The organism is Clostridium sp., assembly GCF_050717635.1.
Taxonomy (GTDB): domain Bacteria; phylum Bacillota; class Clostridia; order Clostridiales; family Clostridiaceae; genus Clostridium_AD.
Window position 1 is genome coordinate 1 of the sequence record NZ_JBOITO010000004.1, and the last position, 16795, is coordinate 16795.

Below are 16795 nucleotides of genomic sequence, written 5' to 3' on the forward strand. Positions count from 1 at the left end.
GCATGGGGTATATATTCCGCAGGAGCGTTAATTACAGCTGTGCCTGTTATGATACTATTTATTGCCTTATCTAAATACCTAGTTGGTGGGTTAACAGTAGGTAGTGTAAAAGGTTAGTAAATAAAATTAATAATTGAAATAACGTAATGAATGAATCAAAAGTTTGGTATTTCTTAAGTGCTAGCTTTTGATTCGTTTTTTTCATTTAAAGGATAAAGTATTATAAATTTTAATGCAGGGGGAAGTGCTATGAAATAGGTTAAGTTTAAAATACCGGGTTACAAAAAAATTAGTCAATGTTGCTTTTGATTTTAAGCTGAGTCGAACAAGTATGCGTGGAGTAGTTTCAACATATGATTCTAAATCATGGAAAATCATCGCTGTAGTACCAATGAAATAACTTTAGAATCATCAAAACAGACTGAGGAGACTATTGATTGTACTAGAATTTCTGAAAAGTTTAATAGCGAAATCACTAGAGCTTTTTTCGAAGTAGGAGATACTTATATTTCGATTTCCTGGATTTATAAGATGACAAAGGGTCAGAAATTAATACCATATGGGTTCTGTAATTACTATTATATTATTTATTATTGTTAAAAGTATTTCAGCATATAGCTTTAGTAAAACCAAAGCATTCTAAGATGAGGAGACGATGTAATGAATAAAAATAATGTTATGAATAAAAATAATGTTATGACTAAAAAAGCAGTAAAAAATAAAAACTATAAATTATCTGATTTAATTTGAAAAATAATAATATATGCTATATTAGTGCCTTACACAATTTTTATGCCTAAACCTTGTACAAGCATACATTGCACAATAACAAATTTAATATTATAATTATAGTAGAATATTTTTAGAAGGTAGGAAGTGAAGTTTTATGGCGATAACTATTAGAGAAGTAGCAAAAAAGGCAAATGTTTCACCCTCAACAGTTTCAAGAGTACTTGCGGATAATCCTAAAATTAGTGATGCAACAAAAAAAATTGTCTATAAAGTAATGAAGGAAATGAATTATCATCCTAATGCAATAGCTAGGAGTCTAGTTAGTAAAACAACTAAGACTATAGGACTTATTTTGCCGAACACAGATGAAGATTTATTTGTTAATCCTTTTTTTATTCAAATTATGAGAGGCATAAGTCATTATGCTCAAAAAAAAGGATATTACATTATGTACACGTACAGTAATAATGAAAGTCAAGAAGTGGAGTATATAGCTAGTCTAATGAATAGTAGAAGAGTTGATGGAATCATTTTGCCAACAGTAAGAAAAGATGACAAATGCATAGCTTACTTAAAAGAAGCGGATTATCCCTTCGTAGTAATAGGTAAACCAGAAGATACTGAAGGGACATTATGGGTTGATAATGATAATTTTCATGCCATGTACAGCGTTGTTAGTTATCTTATACAAAAGGGCGAGAGGAAAATCGCATTTATTGGAGGGTCACCTACTCTTAATGTAACAATAAATAGACTAGAAGGTTATAAAAAAGCTATGGAAAATGCTGGTTTAAAGATTGATGAAAATATGATACAATTAACAGAATTCACTGAAGCTTGCGGATACAATTCTATGAAAGAAATTTTAGATAAGTCTAAACCTACAGCTGTTGTTACCACCGACGATTTAATTGCCTTTGGTGCTTCAAAAGCTATAAGTGAAAACTCAGAGCAGCATATTTCAATTGTTGGTTTTAATAACACGCCACTAGCTGCCTTTAGAAAACCTTCACTATCTTCAGTGGACATTAATTCTGAGGAATTAGGTTATTTTGCAGTTAAACTATTAATAAACAAATTAGAAAATGTAAAGGAAGATATCAATAATTATATTATAGATACAAAATTAGTTGAAAGAGAATCAACTAAATAACTCTAGATTTCTAGGGTTATTTTTTTAAGGATACTTACATACTATGAATAAAATAGCTCTTATTATAAGAAATGGTTATTCTAATTCATAAAGATTTTAAGGAGAGAGATTTGATAATGGGAATAATGTTAGAAAGTAAAGAGTCCACATATGATGGTAATGATTTAGGCGCAGTTTATACACCTTTTAAGACTACATTTAAGGTTTGGGCACCTACCATAGAAAAAATTACAGTATTAGTTTATGAAAATTTCGAAAATGACGAAAGACAAGAATATGAAATGATAAAGGTAGATAGTGGAATTTGGGAACTTGTGCTTGTGGGCGATTTTAAAAATAAATATTATAATTATTTAGTATTGAAAGATGGAATGCAAAAGGAAACACCAGATATCTACACTAAGGGCGCAAGTGCTAATGGTAAAAGGGGTATGATTGTTGATTTTTCTTCTATAAATCCTTGCAATTGGGAAAATCATAAAAAACCTGTTGGAATTAATAGAACACAGGCAATAATATATGAAATTCATGTCAGAGATTTTTCAGTAGATCCGAACTCCGGAATTAAAAATAAAGGAAAGTATTTGGCTTTTACTGAAAGAAACACTAAAACTCCTGAAGGTGTTATTACAGGACTTGATCATCTTAAAGATTTAGGAGTAACCCATGTTCATTTAATGCCTGTATATGATTTTGCAAGTGTAGACGAAACTAAAGATGATTATAATTGGGGCTATGATCCTTATTTATATAATGTGGTGGAGGGTTCTTATGCTACTGACGCTAGGGATGGCACAGTAAGGATAAGGGAGTTTAAAACAATGATTCAAATACTACATGAAAATGGAATTAGTGTAATTATGGATGTTGTCTATAACCATACTTTTTCTATAGCAAATTCACCGATGGATATCTTGGTTCCTGGATATTATTATAGGCAAGATGACCAAGGCAATTATACTAATGGTTCCGGTTGTGGCAATGAAACTGCATCTGAGAAGCCAATGATGAGAAAATTCATGGTAGATAGTATTAAATTTTGGGCTGAGGAATACAAAATAGATGGGTTTAGATTTGATTTAATGGCGCTTCACGATATTGATACAATGAAAGAAATTGAAAAACAAGCAAAAATAATTAATTCGAATATTATTATTTATGGTGAACCTTGGACCGGAGGCCAATCATCTTTAGCGCCTTCATTGCAATTTAAAAAAGGAAGCCAAAAGGATATGCAAGTATCTGTATTTAATGACAATCTACGAAATGTACTAAAAGGAGATAATGACGGAAGCGGAATAGGTTTTGTAAGTGGGGGAGCAGATCTTGAGATAGAAGTTAAAAAGGGGATTGTGGGTAGCATTAAATATAGTAATAATATATCTAGTTTCGCTAATGATCCTGGAGAAGCCATTAACTATGTAAGTGCACATGATAATTTATGTTTATACGATAAAATAAAAAAAAGTAACGTTAATAATACTGAGGTTGAAAGAGAAAAAATGAATAGGTTAGCACTTTCTATAATTCTTACTTCTCAAGGAATTCCTTTTATTCAAGGTGGAACAGAAATATTAAGGACAAAACAAGGAAATCATAATACCTATAATTCAGTGGATGCTGTTAATGAAATAAACTGGAGCAAAAAAGCTGAATGCGCTGAAACTTATAAATATATTAAAGGGTTAATTGCTTTAAGAAAAAGCCAAAGAGTTATGACTTTAGATAGTGCAGATGAAGTAAGAAAAGCTTTGATATTCCTCCAAGCACCACTTAATTGCGTGGCTTATGAATTAACATCTCCATTTAAAGATGATTATAGTAAATTAATTGTGATTCATAATTCTAATAATAAACCTATAAAAGTAACATTACCTGATGAAAGCGCGTGGAAAGTTTTAGCCAATGAACATGAAGTAGATAAAGCTGGCCTTAGTAAAGGTACTATACTTTGTATTAATGAAGTAACAGTTCCTGCCATTTCTACCTATATATTATGTAAATAAACATAAAAGAGATGACCTAAGGTCATCTCTTTTATGAATTTTAATTAAATACTTATCTTAGTTTATAGATTCAAGAATTATTAGGTCTAATTGTTTAAGACTAATATCTAATTTCTGGTCTTTTACTTTAAAATCTTTACTAGTTATTAAGTCCTTAAATACCTTGGTTTTATTTGGTATATTTATTACAACATCTCTATCTTTAGTTTGAAGATTGATTATAACAATAATTGATTTTCCATCTTTTTCTCTCATATAGGAAATAAAGTAGTCGTCGTAGTCTAATAATTTAAACTCACCTGATATTATGGCAGGATTTGTCTTTCTTAAATCAGCTAAACTTTTATAAAAAGTTAACATATCATTGTTTTCTACTTTATCCCACTCCATATCTCTTCTGTTATCAGGGTCAGCTCCACCTTCCATACCTATCTCAGTGCCATAGTATATAATTGGTATTGAAGGATATGTCATTATAAAGGTTAATGCTTGTTTTAAATATTCACTTCCATTCTCTCTACCCTGTGTTATTAATCTTGTATTATCATGATTGTCAACAAAAATACCATTTTCCTCTGGAGAAGTGAAACTTTTTTCACGTTTTATGGCACTTATTAACGGATTGGTCTTACCAAATCTTGTAAAAGATTCGCGAATACCCTTAAACATAGAGTAGTTAGTTAAACCATCTAGTCCTAACTTATGGTATTCCTCTAAGTATCTAGGATTTTCATTCCATACTTCGCCTAGAAAATAAAAACTAGGATGTTTTTCTTTAATTGTTTTAGTGAATTCTTGCCAAAACTCCTTAGGAACATGTCTTACCGTGTCTAGTCTCATTCCATCAACACCAGTTTGCTCAATCCACCATAGTGTATTGTCTAGTAAATATTTTTTAACCTGGGGATTCTCTGTGTTTAAATCGGGTAGACCAGCGAGCCATCCATTTTCAACTTGATCTTGGTCATTCCAATTAGAAATATCAAGTTTTGGGTGAAACCAATCTTTTTTACTTTCATCAGTAAGCCATGAGGATTTATATCCAGTGTGATTTATAACATGGTCAAGTAACACTTTCATATCTCTTTTGTGAGCCTGCGTTACAAGCTCTTTAAGTATAGCCATATCACCTAAATGTGAATCTACTGAGTAAAAATCTTCAGTCCAATAACCGTGATATCCTTGAGGTTCATTTTTCACTACAGGTGTAATCCAAATAGCTGTAGTGCCAAGAGATTTAATATAATCTAACTTATCTATTACTCCCTTAAGATCGCCACCATGATAGGCTTTAGGGTCATTTTTATTTACATCACTTTTATCATCTGATGTATCTGCATTATAAAAACGATCCGTCATTATAAAATAAATTAAATCTTCGCTACTAAAATTATTATCTACTACGTTTGTAGTGCTTATAGGTTTATCATTTACTTTGGTTTCTTTTACATTTACTTCTTTATTTGAGGTATCGGAAGGTGTTGGATTTTTAGTACAACCGCTTGCAAATAAGAGTAAAATTATAAAAGTAGAAACTAGATATTGCTTTTTCATATAACTTCATGCCCCCTTTATAGTCATATTATAATATGTTACGACTATTTATGTAATCGATTGCATAAAAATATATTTTATATTTCAAAAAGTTTACAATTTCAACGTAGACCTGTGGAGTAATAATTAGTATAATTAGATGATATATAATATCAGAACATAACTAATATCGAAGTTTGGAGGATTAATAGACAAATGATATATTTTCAAATATTTTTTTCTTTCCTAATTTTCATTGTTGCAAACATTTATGTTGGTAAAAAAGGGTGGTTACTTGTAAATAGAGTAATACCTAAAATTAGTATTTATTTATATTGGGTGCTGTTTGTTTTTATTGCAATCTCTTTTGTAACGGGTAGACTTTCTAAAAATAAGGTTCCACATTTTCTTGAAAAGTTTCTCAATATTCTTGGAGCATACTGGATGGCAGCATTTTTATATTTTATAATACTTCTAGGAACCATAGATATTATAAAATTAATTTTAGGTTTAAAGAAGTTTTCATTTATAAACACCTATACCTTACAAAAAATATATTCTATGTCTAATATTTTTGCACTTATTGTTGTATCTATTTTGCTGGTATATGGAACCTACAACGCAACAAATCTTAAAACAACAAAATATGCGTTAAAAATTGACAAGGATGCAGGAAAGTTAAAAAAAATAAATATTGTAATGTTATCTGATTTACACCTTGGTGACATTGTAGATAAGCAAAGGCTTTCAAAGGTTATAATTAAAGTAAATGAATTAAAACCAGATATAGTAATACTAGCGGGGGATATTATAGACGATTATATAAATCCTTTTGTAGATCAAGATATGGGCGAAGAATTTAAAAAAATAAAATCCAAATATGGGGTTTACGCTGCTTTTGGTAACCATGAATATTATGGAGGATCAATAGATAAAATTGTTTTTGAATATGAAAATTCCGCAGGATTTAATATATTAAGAGACAAGACAGTAAAGATAGATAATAGTTTTTACCTTGTGGGAAGAGAAGATATCGCCTACGAAAGGTATGCTAAAACAAAACGAAAAAGTTTAGAGGAATTATTGTTGAATACGGATAAGTTTTTACCTATTATTGTAATAGATCATCAACCTACAAATCTTAGACAAGGAGAAAAAGCTGGAGTAGATCTTCAATTCTCAGGGCATACTCACAAAGGTCAATTGCTACCAGCCAATATAATTACTAAGAGATTATTTGAAATTGATTTTGGGTTACTTACGAAAGGCTCATATAATGTTGTTGTTTCAAGTGGAGTTGGAACCTGGGGACCGCCTATAAGAATAGGTTCTTCTTCAGAAATTGTTCAAGTAGAACTTCAATTTAAATAATAACCCTGTATTAAATCTGATTATAACAAGAAAAGCCTGCAATTTTTAATTGCAGGCTTTTCTACTTTATTGTAGCTAATATTAAGAAATATTAATTTCTTTAGTTAAATAAAAAGTTTTAAGCCTCTATCTCAATATAAGCAATTGCTTTTTTGTTAAAGAGATATTTTTTACCCATAGTATTAACCTCATGAGGCCTAGAGTTTTCAAAATTATAAAACCAACTTTTAAATGCATCACTTTCTGATTGTTTTAAATCGAGTAGTTCTTTGTCGCCACTAATAAAAGAAATCGTTAACATTATATGCACGCCCTTTCATGTACAGAATATTCTGTTCTTATACTTATTCTATACATGAAAGAAATTTCCTCTATTTATAATCTTATTTATATAAAAATATTTTATATCTATTTAAAACTCACTCGCTTTTACTGTTAAAATATTACAAATTCATTAAAGTAAAAAAAAAGAAACCTACACTAGAGACTTAACAGTGATAGATTTGCTTTTTTATTTTTAGTCTAGACATTCTAAACATTCATTAATTACTTCTTCTTCTGTAATTTCAATTAATTCGTCTTTTCTCATATAAATACCTCCTTTTTAGTTTATTGGGCACAAAAAAGATATTTTTGTACCAATAATATAATATCGTGGTATAACAAATCACGTTCTGTTATACGAGTTATCAGTAGGTTAATCAACAAAATTTTGATAGGGATCCATTAAGAAATTTTAGAATGAAAAGGGTAAGAACTTAAGAATTGTAAAATTCATTTCTTCTCGATTGTTAAGTGATTTAATGATCCATTTTGCTTGTGTTAGCAAATGTTTTATGATTTTGTAAATGTTTCGCATTACTAGGTAACTTTTTAAGTATATATCATTTTGACTAGAATTGCAAGTTTTTTTTGTGTATACAATATAAAACCCGATTTATCATTGGAATAATGGTAAATTGGGTTTTAACTTTAAACTATTTTTTGTATACTTTTATTTTGATATAATGGCTTGAACTCTTCCTACCTGACCATCTTCAAGCATAACCTTAATACCCCGATGATGAACTGCTGAGTTTGTTAACAATCGCTTTACAACGCCTCTAGTTAACTTATCTGTTCTTTGGTCTTTTTTTAATACAACGTCTACTGTAATACCAATAGGTATGTTACTTCTTGTTTGCCCTCTGTTATCATTTTGTGTATTCATTAGTAGGTCTCCTTTTAATTTTCATTTGCTTTACATACAAACAATACTCTAATTATAATAGTCTTGTCAAAATATATTTAAATTTTTCTGATATTTATGTAGTTTAATATTAATGAATAAAATATTTTTTGATGGTAAGTATATTGTAGAAACTACTTTTTTTGAGAGGAGAAAATAGAATGCTACAATCTATTGCATTAATACCTGATAATCTTATAACTCCAATGATAACCTCTATAGCTATTATAACTGGTACTATTTTAGGTGGTGTATTTAGCTGGCTTATAAATAAAAATTCAACTTATAAAGCAATTGAGACTCAAAGTAAAATTGAAAGGGATAAAAAAGAATATGAGAAGGAAAATAAAAATCTTAAGTTATGCCAGTATGCGGCTATTATAAGATTAGATATTTGTACTACGTTATTTCAAAGTTTAAGAATGTTAAAAGAATTTGATAACAAGGATAATATTAATATTTATCCTATACCTATGAATTTTAACTATTCTGAAGCTATAGTGGCGTTACAGAAGATATTAAATTTAAAAGAAATGAGCTATGTATACCAATTATATGGAATTATAGAAAAGCTGAATAATGATACAAAAGGTTATCATTACGATGAAAGTAATTACACTTTGATAAAAAATGATTATGAGATGTTTATCAAAAAGCTTTTTGGAAAGAATTTTTTGGAAGCATTAGCTTATGATATAGATAATGTAACTTATGAAAAACTATATCATAACGATATTATAAAAGCGGGATATAAAGATGTACTAATTAAGTTAGATAGTATTTCTAATTACTAAATGCGTAGAAATAAATATCATTATATTACAATATTAGATTGATATTTTAGACAAACTAAGATAAACTGATTAGTAGAGAAAGCAACAAGTTAAGGTTTAGTGTAGAAAAAAATGTAGGAATTATAAGTTAAAACATAAATTCTATAGTATTTAACATTCTTTGATTGGCTGCTAGAGGAGGAAATATTTATGTCAACTAATAATATTGAAATTATGAAAAAAATTATCGAAGAAAAGAAAAAGGTAAGTTCTGAGCAAGGGGCTATTTCAAGGCCAGATAAAGTAATTGGTAAAAAAATGAAAGCAGCAAGGAGCACTAAGAAAACTGGCGGTTTATTTGATAGATAGAATTATATGATTACTAATAACTTCATTAATGAGGTTATTTTAAAAGATAAATCAATAATTATAATAAAAAATGAGCCTCTTATTTTAGAGGTTCATTTTTTATTCTGTGAAATATGGTATATTATTCTAATATAAAAGAGAGGTGATTTTATGGAAACTATTGCTGGAGAAGGTTGTGAAATATTAGTGCCACTTAATGAAAGAAAACCATTAGCTGAAATTGAACGTAGCCTTATTACGGATTATAGAAAGCCAATTTGGACAAAATTTATTAAGGCTATAAAGGATTATAAGTTAATTAGCGAGGGTGATAAAATTGCCGTAGCTATTTCTGGAGGTAAGGATAGTCTAATAATGGCAAAATTACTTCAAGAGTTACAACTTCATGGTAAAGTTAATTTTGAACTAGAGTATATTGCTATGGATCCTGGTTATCATGCAAATATAAAGGAATTATTAATTGACAATTGTAAACATTTAAATATTCCTGTAAAAATATTTGAATCACGTGTCTTTGATATAATTGATACCATTGCAAAGGATTATCCTTGCTATATGTGTGCCAAAATGCGTCGAGGGGCATTATATGCAAAGGCAGAAGAACTAAAATGCAATAAACTTGCACTTGGTCATCATTTTAATGATGTAGTGGAAACAACTATGTTAAATATTCTTTATTCAGGGAATTTTAAGACTATGCTTCCAAAATTAAAATCTAAAAATTTTAAGGGAATGGAATTGATTAGGCCACTTTATTATATTGAAGAAGAACACATTGAAAATTTTACTCGAAACAGTGGTATTTGGCCACTAAATTGTGCCTGTATGGTTGCAGCTAAAAAAATAGGAAACAAACGCAATGAAATTAAAAATTTAGTTAAAGATTTAAAGAAAAATTTTAGTGAAGTTGATAAATCTATCTTTAGAGCATCACAAAATGTTAATATGGATTCTATTTTAGGCTGGAAGCAAAGTGGAGAAAAATATTCATATCTAGACTTTTATGATAAAGATGAAGATTAATCAATAGCAGTGGAACACTTCATGTGCTCTTCTGCTACTTTTTTACTGATATTCTTTGTGGGTTTTTAGAATTTATTGTAAAAAAAATATCAAACTAAAAGTGGGTACTTATACAAGGAGGAGTAATTATGAAAAAGAAAACAGTGATATATGGTTTAATTGTAATAGCCGTTTTAAGTGGTGTATTTTTAATAAGTGAAAAGAAAAAAAATAGCAAAATTACAACAGTAAAAACTTCTGTAGTACAGGTGGGTGAATTAAAATCATATATATCTACCACGTCAACGGTGAAATCAAAGAATAGTAAAGAATATTATGGTCTTCAAGCTAAAATTAAAAAGGTTAACGTATCAGTAGGGGATAAAGTTATAATAGGCGATATATTAATAGTTTATGAAACTCAGGACTTAACTTCAACAGTTAGTCAGGCGCAAATTCAATATGACAATGCAATACTCTCAAAAAAAGATTTATCAAATCAAAATGATAGTATTAAGAGCAAAATTTCAGACTTGAATAAAGAAATTAAAACCTTAGAAAAAAGTATAAATCCTACAGATAAAGTAAAGTTAGAAACAGTAAAGCAGCAAAAGGGCGGGTTAGCAACGATCTCAACTGAAAAATTAAAGCAAGCAGATAATTCCGTAAAGCTAGCGAAAATATCTTTAACTTCAGCAAAGCAAAATGTAGCCAACATTAAAAGTACAATTGTAGCTTCTAATACTGGAGTGGTAACCCAAATAAATGCAATAGAAGGCGCAGTAGGAAATGGAATGGAAGCTGCTGTAGTAGTTCAAGATTTAGAAAACTTAAAAGCAACTGCACTACTTGGTAAATACGATGCCAACAAAGTTAAAATAGGTCAAAAGGTGATAATTAGAAGTGGCACTAATACCTATGGTGGAAGCGTTTCATTTGTTGACCCTGCAGCGATTAAAACAGTAGGAGTAACTGGAAGTGAAACAACATTAGGTGTGGAAATAGACATTTTAGATAGTGCTCCAGCTTTAAAGATAGATTTTGATGTAGATGTAGATATACTAGTAGAAGATGTTGCAAAGGCTATTAAAATACCATCAGAAGCCTTAAAGGTAGAAAAAGGCGGTAAAAATTTAGTATACGTTGTTAATGAAAATATGGTACATGAGATAAAGGTAACGGTTGGAACTCAATCGGATACCGAAGTCCAAATAACTAAAGGACTTAAGACTGGGGATAAAATTATACTTAATCCTTCAACCTCTATTGTGGAAGGTACAATTGTAAAAGAGGCCATAGATTAAAATAAATAATAACTATTTTGAACATAAGGGAATATAAGGAGGGATTAAAATGTTAGAAGTAAAAAATCTTACGAAAATATACAAAACTGGAGATGTTGAATTTACAGCCTTAAATAGTATTAGTCTAAAGATTGAAAAAGGAGAGTTTACAGCAATAATGGGAGCTTCCGGATCAGGTAAATCTACTTTAATGAATATACTTGGGTGTCTTGATAAAATGAATAGCGGTAAGTACATTTTAAATGGACAGGATGTTTCAGTCCTCAGTGGTGATGAGCTTGCCTATATTAGAAATAAAGAGATAGGATTTGTGTTTCAGTCATTTAATCTTATTCCAAGAATTAGTTTACTAGATAATGTTCAGCTTCCTATGATGTACGCAGGAATCCCTACGAAAGAAAGAAAACAAAAAGCGCTGCAAGCACTTGAAAAAGTAGGGCTTTCTGATAGAGTAAATCATATGCCAAATGAAATATCTGGAGGGCAAAAACAAAGGGCCGCAATAGCAAGAGCAATAGTTAATGACCCTGCTGTACTAATGGCGGATGAACCAACAGGGAATCTTGATTCTAAATCTTCAGAAGATATAATGAAGATATTTAAAGATCTGAATGATGAAGGAGCTACAATTCTCATGGTAACACATGAAAATGAAATTGCAGATCATACAAATAGAATAATAAGATTTAAAGATGGAGAAATTGTATCAGATTCAACGGTTAAGAATAGAATTGTTTTATAAGGAGAGTTAGAGTATGAATATATTTGAAAGTATAAAAACAGCCTTAACAAGTATAAAGGCAAATAAAATGCGAGCTTTCCTTACTATGCTAGGAATAATAATTGGTATAAGTTCAGTTATAACAATTGTATCTCTTGGTCAAGGAGGACAATTAGCTATAACAGGTGAATTTGCAAAATTGGGAGCTGCGTCTGTTACAGTTAAGGTAAGTGGAGAAGAGGCGCAGTCAACTGATTATATAACCTTAGAAGACGTTAAACAAATAAAACAAAAGATTGAAAGCATTAAATATGCAAGTCCATCTTTTCAAGTTCGAGGTTCTGTTTTTTCTGAAAATGGTAGTAAAGATGCTTATATGAGAGGCGGATCTCCAGATCTTGCCTATATAAATAACACTGAAATTATTTTTGGGAGATATTTTAGTGAAAAGGAATATCTACAAGGAACAGCTGTAGGAATAATTGATGAAACTGATGCAATTACACTGTTTGGCTATACTGATGTAGTAGGTGAAAGTATCAAAGTGGGACAGAATACATTAATGAAAAAGATGACTATTGTAGGTGTTGAAAAAGGAATAACTTCTCCTTTTGGAGGAGGCAGAAATTCTGGTAAACCAATTATAATAACTTCACCAGTAACCTTTTTAAGTACGCTACAGTCCAAAGAATTTAAAATAAGTTCTATGACTGTAGTTGCAGATTCACAAGATAATAGTGAATCCGTAGGAAATGGAACAATAAGAATGCTAGAATCAAGGCACAATAGTAGAGGCAAGGAAATATATTCCGCAGAGAATGCACTGGCAATGCTTGAGCAAATCAACAGTGTTCTTGGTATATTTACAGCATTTATAAGTGCAGTTGCGGCTATATCATTATTGGTTGGTGGTATCGGTGTAATGAACATAATGCTTGTATCAGTTACAGAAAGAACTAGAGAGATAGGAATAAGAAAAGCAGTGGGAGCGACAACTAAAATAATACTAATGCAATTTTTAATTGAATCAGTTATTTTGTCCTCAATAGGAGGTATAATTGGGATGATACTTGGAATTGTTGGAGCTGAGATAATAGGTAGTTTTGCAGGTATAACACCAGTGGTATCACTTGCATCAATAGTTGGTTCTATTTTATTCTCTTCAGCAGTAGGTGTTTTCTTTGGAATTTACCCAGCTAAGAAAGCAGCAGAATTAGATCCAATTGATGCCCTTAGATATGAATAAAAATAGTGCCGGTGGCACTATTTTTCTTTTTCTCCAAATTCTTCAATCATAAATCTATCAAAGTAAATTTCTTCTATAAAATTATTTTCATCAAAACTAGTTTTATGTCTTTTATTATATTCATTAATATTAGATTTTAGCCAGTAAGGTGTGGATATATCAAATTTGTAACACAATTCTGTTATGCAGGCTTTTAAATCTTCTTGATAACTTTCGTGGTCTTCAGACATTGCAACTTCATCTTTTACCATTCTATTATCAGTCATTATCTTGCCCCAAATTTTTAACATTTTTAACCTCCTTGCTTACGTTATAAGAAATTATTTTTATTAGACATAAGTCTATCATAAAATATAGTTAAAGTCATGCAATATATTTGATTATTTTCTTTCAATATTGCATATACTCAATCTTATGTACAATTCAACCACATAGGAGGAATGACCTTTATGGTAAATTTAGGTATAATACATTATGTCTATATCATCATAATTTTAATAATCCTTATGATAATTATACTTAAAAAAGATGTTATTCTTCCATGTATTTTAGGAATTGGAATAATAGGTTATATCTTCACAGGTGATGTTTTAAAAGCTGTTCAGATTATCTATAAGGCAGTAGTGGTATCTGGAGTGGAATTTATTGAAGTGATTGTAGTCATTGCACTGGTTAATGCCATGTCTAGTTCACTTACTGACCTAGGTGCTGATGAGTTAATTATAAAACCCATGAAGAAATTAATGATAAACAAAACTATGTCTTTTTTTGTGCTAGGGATTACTATGACTTTGATTTCATGGTTTATTTGGCCAACGCCTGCGGTTATTTTTATAGGGGCTTTAATGGTACCTGCTGCAGTGAAATCTGGATTACCATCAGTATGGGCAGCAGTAGTTTTATGTATATTTGGAAAAGGCGCGGCTTTATCAAGTGATTTCGTTATACAAGCAGCACCGTCAATAACTGCAAAGGCTGCAAATTTAGATAGTCCACTAGGAATTATTAAAGAAAGTATTCCATTTTGGGGTGTAATGAGTGTAGTTACTATAACTACAGCATTTATACTTATGAAAAAAGACAAGAGCATAGTAATTAGCACTAATGCAGGAATACCTGAACCTAAAGAGTTAGTACAAAACGTATTAATAGGAGCAAAGGTGATGGCAATTGCTACTCCTTTAGTCTTTTTAATAGATATCATATTAATAAAAAAAATTGGATTACAAGGCTCAGATTCTACAGCGTTAATAGGTGGGACATCGGCATTAATAATGATAATTTCATCTATAATTCACTGTGGTATTGAGGATTCCTTAGGTGCTGTTACTAATTATATTAAAAATGGGTTTATTTTTGGTATAAGCATATTTGCTCCAATCATAATTATCGGTGCCTTCTTTTTTCTAGGAAGCGAAGTTAAGGCAATAGATATATTGGGGCCTGGAGCTAGTGGCATTTTAAGTGATATAGGAATGTATACAGCAAGTAATATTCCCTTATCCAAGTATTCTGTTATAGGTATACAAACAGCAGTAAGCACTCTTCTTGGTCTTAGTGGTTCAGGCTTCGCAGGTCTTCCTATAGTCGGAACATTAGCTCATACCTTTTCTAATGCTATTGCTATAGATAAGGAGTCAATTGCAGCCTTTGGTCAAATTATCACTGTATGGATAGGAGGAGGAACCATAATCCCTTGGAGCGTGGTTGCAGCAGCTGGGATATGTAAGGTTGACCCTTTTGAGGTAGCACGGAAGAATATTATACCTGTTACTTGCGGAATAGTTGCTACAGTGATGCTAGCTATGATAATATTATAGTCTAATGGTCTAAGATAATAAACATTAAAAGGAGAATTTAAGAAAATGAACATTCAATGTTTTGGAGTGAAAAAATGTTTTGATACACAAAAAACAGAAAGATTTTTTAAAGAACGAAAAATAAAATATCAATTTGTAGATTTAAAAATTAAGGGTTTGAGTAAGGGTGAATTAAAAAGTGTGAAAAATGCAGTAGGACTAAATAATTTAATTAACATAAAAGCAAAGGATTATAAAAAGTTGAATTTAGATAAAATTAGGGGAGAGGAAACTAAAGAAGAAATTTTACTCGAAAATCCACAACTTTTAAATACTCCTATCGTACGTAATGGAAAAGAGGCAACGGTGGGATATGCACCAGAAATATGGACAACCTGGGAATGAAAAAACCTAATATTCTAGGAGTTAAAAATAATTTGTCTCCTAGAATAATTAAAAAAATAGGAGGTTTTAAATTGTCTTTAACAAATTTTTTTAAATTTATTGAAATTCAAACAAAATTAGCTAGTATGATACCATTTATAGTGGGAACTATTTATTCTTTATACAGATATAAAAGTTTTAATCTAAAGAATTTTATTATAATGGGGATATCACTGCTAGCCTTCGACATGGCTACAACAGCAATTAACAATTATATTGATTACAAAAAAGATTTAAAGGGTCATGAATATGATAAGGAAAATAAAAACAAGATCATTAGATATAACATTAAAGAATCCACAGCTGTAGCTATTATTTTTATCTTACTTTCAATAGCAGTTTTTTTCGGTATTTTATTAACTTTAAACACCAACGTAATTGTGCTTTTAATTGGAATTATATCCTTCTTAGCTGGAATATTCTATACATATGGTCCGGTTCCAATTTCGCGTATGCCACTAGGTGAGGTTTTCTCAGGAATGTTTATGGGATTTGTAATTCTATTTTTATCATGTTACATTCATATATTCGATAAAAATATAATTTCTCTCATGTACCATAATAATATGTTAAACATTAGTATAAACCTGTTAGAAGTTTTTTATATCTTCTTAATTGCTATTCCTACAATTAATGGAATAGCAAACATAATGCTTGCTAATAACATTTGCGATGTTGAGGAAGATGTAATAAATAATAGATTTACATTGCCATATTATTTAGGTGTAAAAAATGCACTTAAATTATTTAAAGCCCTATATTATATAGGATACTTAGACATTATACTATTAGTTATATTAAAAATTTCACCAGTTGTATCACTTCTGGTACTTTTAACTATAATACCAATTAATAAAAACATAAAATTGTTCACCCAAAATCCTATTAAAAGCGAAACCTTCGTTTTGTCAGTTAAAAACTTTGCGCTAATTAACATATCCCATATTCTATTATTGTTAATAGTGATTATATTTAATTGCTAGGAATTTGGACAAGAACCGTAAATTTATGGAGGAATATTTGAATCAATTCTTTAAAGAATGGGATTGCAATCAAACGAATTAAGCATTTAAACTTAACGGTAAGGTATAAAATAAGACTAACAAATAGTTGG

At 30.0% G+C, this 16795-nt stretch carries 17 protein-coding genes; 13 read left to right on the plus strand and 4 right to left on the minus strand.

The window, feature by feature from the left end; genetic code table 11:
• Nucleotides 1-366 precede the first annotated feature (366 nt).
• The 3 genes from ACREWB_RS02795 (at nucleotide 367) to pulA (ending at nucleotide 3891) form a co-directional block, all read left to right on the plus strand.
• The gene (locus tag ACREWB_RS02795; protein WP_431545968.1) at nucleotides 367-600 is read left to right on the plus strand and encodes a hypothetical protein; all 234 of its coding nucleotides are present in this window, start codon (nucleotides 367-369) and stop codon (nucleotides 598-600) included.
• Nucleotides 601-886: 286 nt separating this feature from the next.
• Nucleotides 887-1885, plus strand: coding sequence for a LacI family DNA-binding transcriptional regulator (locus tag ACREWB_RS02800; protein ID WP_431545969.1), 999 nt, complete (start codon nucleotides 887-889; stop codon nucleotides 1883-1885).
• A gap of 116 nt (nucleotides 1886-2001) precedes the next feature.
• Entirely contained in the window at nucleotides 2002-3891 is a 1890-nt protein-coding gene (pulA, locus tag ACREWB_RS02805; RefSeq protein ID WP_431546003.1) for a type I pullulanase, read from the plus strand.
• A gap of 57 nt (nucleotides 3892-3948) precedes the next feature.
• On the opposite strand, the gene ACREWB_RS02810 is transcribed toward pulA, so the two are convergent.
• Nucleotides 3949-5445, minus strand: a complete 1497-nt coding sequence (locus tag ACREWB_RS02810) for an alpha-amylase family glycosyl hydrolase (protein ID WP_431545970.1) — start codon at nucleotides 5443-5445, stop codon at nucleotides 3949-3951.
• 195 nt (nucleotides 5446-5640) lie between these two features.
• Between ACREWB_RS02810 and ACREWB_RS02815 the strand changes: the two genes are divergently transcribed.
• Nucleotides 5641-6795, plus strand: a complete 1155-nt coding sequence (locus tag ACREWB_RS02815; protein WP_431545971.1) for a metallophosphoesterase — start codon at nucleotides 5641-5643, stop codon at nucleotides 6793-6795.
• A gap of 118 nt (nucleotides 6796-6913) precedes the next feature.
• On the opposite strand, the gene ACREWB_RS02820 is transcribed toward ACREWB_RS02815, so the two are convergent.
• Nucleotides 6914-7096 (minus strand): hypothetical protein, encoded by a 183-nt coding sequence (locus ACREWB_RS02820; protein WP_431545972.1) that lies wholly within the window; start codon nucleotides 7094-7096, stop codon nucleotides 6914-6916.
• A 693-nt stretch (nucleotides 7097-7789) separates the two neighbouring features.
• Nucleotides 7790-8005, minus strand: a complete 216-nt coding sequence (locus ACREWB_RS02825; protein ID WP_431545973.1) for a YwbE family protein — start codon at nucleotides 8003-8005, stop codon at nucleotides 7790-7792.
• A 179-nt stretch (nucleotides 8006-8184) separates the two neighbouring features.
• On the opposite strand from ACREWB_RS02825, the gene ACREWB_RS02830 reads away from it, so the two are divergent.
• The 6 genes from ACREWB_RS02830 to ACREWB_RS02855 all read left to right on the plus strand — a co-directional run bounded on the left by ACREWB_RS02830 (nucleotide 8185) and on the right by ACREWB_RS02855 (nucleotide 13438).
• Complete coding sequence (locus tag ACREWB_RS02830; RefSeq protein ID WP_431545974.1) at nucleotides 8185-8817, plus strand: hypothetical protein; 633 nt, start codon at nucleotides 8185-8187, stop codon at nucleotides 8815-8817.
• Between the two features lie 189 nt (nucleotides 8818-9006).
• Nucleotides 9007-9165, plus strand: a complete 159-nt coding sequence (locus tag ACREWB_RS02835; RefSeq protein WP_431545975.1) for a hypothetical protein — start codon at nucleotides 9007-9009, stop codon at nucleotides 9163-9165.
• Between the two features lie 150 nt (nucleotides 9166-9315).
• Nucleotides 9316-10188, plus strand: coding sequence for a tRNA 2-thiocytidine biosynthesis TtcA family protein (locus ACREWB_RS02840; RefSeq protein WP_431545976.1), 873 nt, complete (start codon nucleotides 9316-9318; stop codon nucleotides 10186-10188).
• Nucleotides 10189-10316: 128 nt separating this feature from the next.
• Nucleotides 10317-11471: an efflux RND transporter periplasmic adaptor subunit gene (locus ACREWB_RS02845; RefSeq protein WP_431545977.1), complete on the plus strand. Its 1155-nt coding sequence runs from the start codon at nucleotides 10317-10319 to the stop codon at nucleotides 11469-11471.
• A 49-nt stretch (nucleotides 11472-11520) separates the two neighbouring features.
• A complete protein-coding gene (locus tag ACREWB_RS02850; protein WP_431545978.1) occupies nucleotides 11521-12213 on the plus strand; it encodes an ABC transporter ATP-binding protein in 693 nt (230 codons plus the stop codon).
• Nucleotides 12214-12226: 13 nt separating this feature from the next.
• Entirely contained in the window at nucleotides 12227-13438 is a 1212-nt protein-coding gene (locus ACREWB_RS02855; protein ID WP_431545979.1) for an ABC transporter permease, read from the plus strand.
• A 17-nt stretch (nucleotides 13439-13455) separates the two neighbouring features.
• Here the strand turns inward: ACREWB_RS02855 and ACREWB_RS02860 are convergent, their stop codons facing one another.
• A complete protein-coding gene (locus ACREWB_RS02860) occupies nucleotides 13456-13728 on the minus strand; it encodes a hypothetical protein (RefSeq protein ID WP_431545980.1) in 273 nt (90 codons plus the stop codon).
• Between the two features lie 159 nt (nucleotides 13729-13887).
• On the opposite strand from ACREWB_RS02860, the gene ACREWB_RS02865 reads away from it, so the two are divergent.
• The 3 genes from ACREWB_RS02865 to menA all read left to right on the plus strand — a co-directional run bounded on the left by ACREWB_RS02865 (nucleotide 13888) and on the right by menA (nucleotide 16664).
• The gene (locus tag ACREWB_RS02865) at nucleotides 13888-15258 is read left to right on the plus strand and encodes a hypothetical protein (RefSeq protein ID WP_431545981.1); all 1371 of its coding nucleotides are present in this window, start codon (nucleotides 13888-13890) and stop codon (nucleotides 15256-15258) included.
• A 45-nt stretch (nucleotides 15259-15303) separates the two neighbouring features.
• The gene (locus tag ACREWB_RS02870; RefSeq protein WP_431545982.1) at nucleotides 15304-15642 is read left to right on the plus strand and encodes an arsenate reductase family protein; all 339 of its coding nucleotides are present in this window, start codon (nucleotides 15304-15306) and stop codon (nucleotides 15640-15642) included.
• Between the two features lie 71 nt (nucleotides 15643-15713).
• Nucleotides 15714-16664, plus strand: coding sequence for a 1,4-dihydroxy-2-naphthoate polyprenyltransferase (gene menA / locus ACREWB_RS02875; protein WP_431545983.1), 951 nt, complete (start codon nucleotides 15714-15716; stop codon nucleotides 16662-16664).
• Nucleotides 16665-16795 lie beyond the last annotated feature (131 nt).